This window comes from Spirulina sp. CCY15215 (assembly GCF_016888125.1).
Taxonomy (GTDB): domain Bacteria; phylum Cyanobacteriota; class Cyanobacteriia; order Cyanobacteriales; family Spirulinaceae; genus CCY15215.
This window is the reverse complement of sequence record NZ_JACSWA010000509.1, coordinates 1-4576: the sequence shown is the minus strand read 5'-3', so window position 1 is coordinate 4576 and position 4576 is coordinate 1. Positions and strand designations below refer to the sequence as shown.

Below are 4576 nucleotides of genomic sequence, written 5' to 3'. Positions count from 1 at the left end.
CATTCTCATCCGTCAATCCCCGCGTACTTCCCAAACCGTCCACTAAATAATAAGAATCTACATCATTTCGCTCCTGAGAAATCAAATCCAAACCATAAACATAACTCGCAATTTCCTCACCATCAACATACTCAGCCAAAACCTGAGCATAAGGACGATTCTTATCCAATACATAACTCGTCGTTTCTCCTCCAATCGTCTGAGAAACCCGAATATTATCATCATCATAAGCATAATGAATCGTCTCATTCGGAGTCTGCACCTCTACCAAACGATTTTGGTCATCCCAAACATAATGAACCGTCTCACCTCCTTCCGTCCTCGTCTTCAAATTGCCATTATCATCATAGGTATAACTGACAACAACCACCCCATTCACCAACTCCTGCATCAACCTGTCATTCTCATCATAAACATACTCCCTTGTTCCTTCAGCATCCGTAGAACTAATACGATTGCCAACATCATCATAAGCATACTCTACCGTCTCCCCACCCAAAATTGCTGCCTCCAACAGACGATACAACTCATCATAATCGTACTCAATTGTCCGCTCTACAACCATCCCATCCGGCTGCAACAAACTCTCCTTCACCTGCTCCCGATACCCCGCATCATTCAACTTATATTCATACTTCGCTAACACCGTATCATTCCCATCCTTCACTTCCAATACCTGTAACCGATGCAACTCATCATAACTCCTTGTTTCTACCATGCCATTCGGAAACTCTGTCCGCTCCAAATTACCCACCGCATCGTAGGAATAACTCGTCACTTCCGTCCCTTCAATAACCGTTTTTAACCGATTCCATTCATCGTATTTGTATTCAATCGTTCCCGCAAGCGTTTTCACTTCCGTCACATTCCCCGCATCATCGTACTGATATTCAATTGTATTCCCACTCGGTAAATGCTCTCCATCTGGGTCTTTCCTCGATAACAACCGACCCAACTCATCATACTTAAATTCTGTCGTTCCTCGACCATCCGTTATCGTTTCAATCTGACCGTCTGGAGTGTAGGTATAACTGACATCTTCATCATCTTCTAAATCCTTCAATGTTAAGCGATTCTGTTCGTCGTAATCGTAGTTTGTCACTTCTCCATTGAAGTCGGTATATGTTTTCATATTCCCCACTTCATCATAGGTAGTGACAGAGCGTTGACCTTCGGGTAATTCTACTACTGTGCGCCGTCCTGCTTGGTCGTATTCATAATAGGTGCTTTGGTTTTCTGCATCTTTGACTTGGATTAATCGACCGGCTTCATCGTAGAAGTATTCGGTTCTGATTTCTCCTCCATTCAACGGTTGCACCACCGCAGTCAAACGACCCAAATCGTCGTACTCGTACTTGGTAATAATACCCTCTGGGTCAATACTTTCCACCCGACGACCCAGTTTATCGTATTTCGTTTCTGTGAAGGTTTCATCCTCAAAAATAACCTTCACAACCCGTCCCAAATTATCGTATTGATATTCGGTTACATTCCCTTTCGCATCAATTTCATGAGTGCGCCTTCCTGCTTTATCGTATTGGTAGGTGGTGATGCTGCGGTCATCAATATTGTTATCGGTTGTATCGGGATAAATCACCTGTTCCAAACGTCCCAAAGCATCGTATTTGTATTCCGTCCTGTTTCCTTCCTCGTCGATTTCTGCCTGTACTCGTCCGTCTTCACTATATTCTGTTTTCCTCCGAGGTAAATCGGCATTCAGCACTCGTAAAGGAGTCGCTACCGGATAGAGAACCTTTGTCCAATCCACAGCAGCAAGGGTATATTCCGTCGGTTGATACGTTCCTAAATCCATTTCCGAGAGGAAGGTTTCTAAGCTCACCTCATCCCCGTAAACTGTCTCAACTAAACGTCCTGCTACATCGTAGATATAGTGAGTAATAACTCCTTCCGCATCGATAGAAGCTCGCTCTCGTCCTCCTTCGTCGTATACTGTTACGGTGCGAGGATTATCTGTCTTATCTCCTGCTGTTTCATCGGCAGAGATGCTAACCACTAATTGCCCTTTTTCATCATATATCGATTCGCTGATGTTCCCTTTGGCATCTGTAATTTGAATCTGATTTCCGTTGGGGTCGTAGGTATAAAGGGTGCTGGCATTAGCGGGGTTTTCAATATTATTGGGGTCGATGCGTTCTGGGTCGGTGTAGAATTGTACTCGTCCTTCTTTGTCGTAGTTCCAGTAGGAAATAATATCGGCTTTTGTCCCGTCGGGTTGGGTGACGTTTTTACGGGTTTCTTGGGTACGGTTTCCGTTCAGATCGTAGTCATATTCGGTTACATTTCCTTCGGCATCGGTGACGGTTTTCACGTTGCCAAAGTTGTCGTAGGTAAAGCGAGTTACTTTTTGGTTAGCATCGGTGAGAGAGAGGAGATTGCCTCGCAAATCGTAATCATATTGGGTTACATTTCCTTCAGCATCTTTGCTAGAGCGCAGATTTCCTCGTGGTGAATAGGTGTAGGTGGTGGTATTCCCCAAGGGGTCGGTTTCTGTTAATAAGCGTCCGTAGTTGCCATAAGTGTAGCGGGTTATTTCTCCATTTGGGTCGGTTTCGTTGAGAAGATTACCTTGATTATCGTATTTGTAGGTTGTTGTCCAGCCTTCGGGTCCGCTTTCTGTGGTAATCAGGGTTTCGGTTTTGACGCGGTTATTCTCATAAGTGCGGTCGATTCGCAGTCCTGATGGTTGGATTTCGGTGAGGACGTTGCCGTTATTGTCGTAAATATAGCGGGTTTCTTCTCCATACAGATCCTTGACGGTTTGTAAGGAGTTTGCTGGGTCGTAGCTCAATTCTATGGCTTTGCCGTTGACATCGAGCATTTTAGTCAAGCGTCCGGTTACGGGGTCGTATTCTGTGCGAATGCCATCGCGTCCCAAGGGGTCTTCAATACGGGTAAGATAGTGAGGTCGCTCTGTCTCTTCGTAAAACAATTCGGTTTCATTCCCTTCTCGGTCAATGACAGAAATGAGATCGCCATTCTCATCGTAGTTATAAACAATTTTCTCTCCTGCCGGGTCAATAACGGTTTTAATGCGCCCTTCTGCATCTCGTTCAAACTTCACTTCTTTCCCTGTCGAACTGACAATCCCCGCATCGGAATAAGTTAATGTATTCTCATTCAGGTCTTTTACCTGCAACAAATCCCCTGAGTTGGCATCAATTTCATACTCGATTCCTTCTTTCGTCGTCAGAGTATATTTACCGCCAAAGAAGTAGTGAGCAGGATTGTAATTTAAACCATTAGCAGAATAATATTCTCCTTTGGCATTCCTCAATAAAGACTCATTCTTTGTACTGAGGGTCAACTCCGAGCCATCTTCAGAGACAAAAGCAGGAACGTAGAAGAGAGCGCTTTCCGGCCAAGGCGCACCCATATTCAAGGCTTCTTGGACTTCGGGATGAATTTTAGGAGAGAAAGTAAAGCCCTCGCGTTTGCCACCGGGAAGGGTGATAAAGACTTTATCTCCATCTCGGAAAGCATTGTGCTGGCCTAATAATTCTTGCTCTTCTGACGGTGCGGGGACGCTGGTTTTGAGGTTGGTATCCCGGAATTCCAAGCGCCAACCGTAACCGAAGTTATCTTGCTCGTGGGCATACAAACTATCATAGGTGCGCGTTACGGTAATGGGAATTCCTGCTACTGGAATCTCCAAATCCGTAAAGGAGAGTTGGAAATTGCCCAATTTTAAATCCCCTACCACATCCACGTGCTTTTCTGTCGAAACCGTTTGCCCGTTGCCCTTTGCTGTCAAGCGCAGATTATAACTGTCATTGGGTAATAAGGTCGGGTCAAATTCGCCCAAGATGCCATTCTGGATCGGCCCCGTTCCTTCAAAGACTGTTATCGGTTCTCCTCCAGCAATGGGAATCGCTTCGAGGCAATATTCTACTTCTCCACCATCGAGATTCTCTACCGTTCCTTTGATCTCAACAATATTGGTAATTTCTCGTTCTCCTTCTTCTTCTTCTTCTTCTTCTTCTTCAATGTTACTTAAATCCAAATCCACGTTCAACTGCGCGGGAGTCAAAGTATCAACCACTTTCACCTCGAAAGAGCCTTCGCTTTGATTTCCGGCTTTGTCGGTGGCGATCGCCTTCACGGCAATTGTACTGCCTACTTCTCCCACGGTTGCTGTCACGACTCCATTACCGTCTGCAATTACTGGGATATCATTGATGAACACCTGTAAGCTCTTCACTTCTTCGTTATCTGTTGCCAGGGCTTGGAAGGAGATTTCCTCTTGTTCGGTTTTCTCGATTTGGTATTCTGTCTCGCTATTATTAACTACGGTATACACTGTTCCCAAAGGCTTAATTTTCACTTTGGGGGCTTCTGTATCGTTGTTTACGGTTAAGTCAGATTGTCCCCATCGATCGCTCTACTCAATTACTCTTGACTTGCCCAAAAAGAACTTGACAAGAGTTGAAAACTCTTTCATTCTGTATAATGGAGTCAAATGTATTGATTCTTTCTTTCTTTGAGGCAATGGTACAACAACTTTCTCCGACCACCATTGAAGACGAATTCCTTTATCCCGATAGCGACGGTAAACCCT

At 44.7% G+C, this 4576-nt stretch carries 1 protein-coding gene; it reads right to left on the bottom strand.

Going from position 1 to position 4576, the window contains the following annotated elements; all coding sequences use genetic code 11:
• Positions 1 to 4342 (bottom strand): DUF6531 domain-containing protein (locus JUI58_RS17065; protein WP_204105006.1); only part of this gene is annotated, 4342 nt, incomplete at its 3' end.
• Positions 4343 to 4576: the final 234 nt, after the last annotated feature.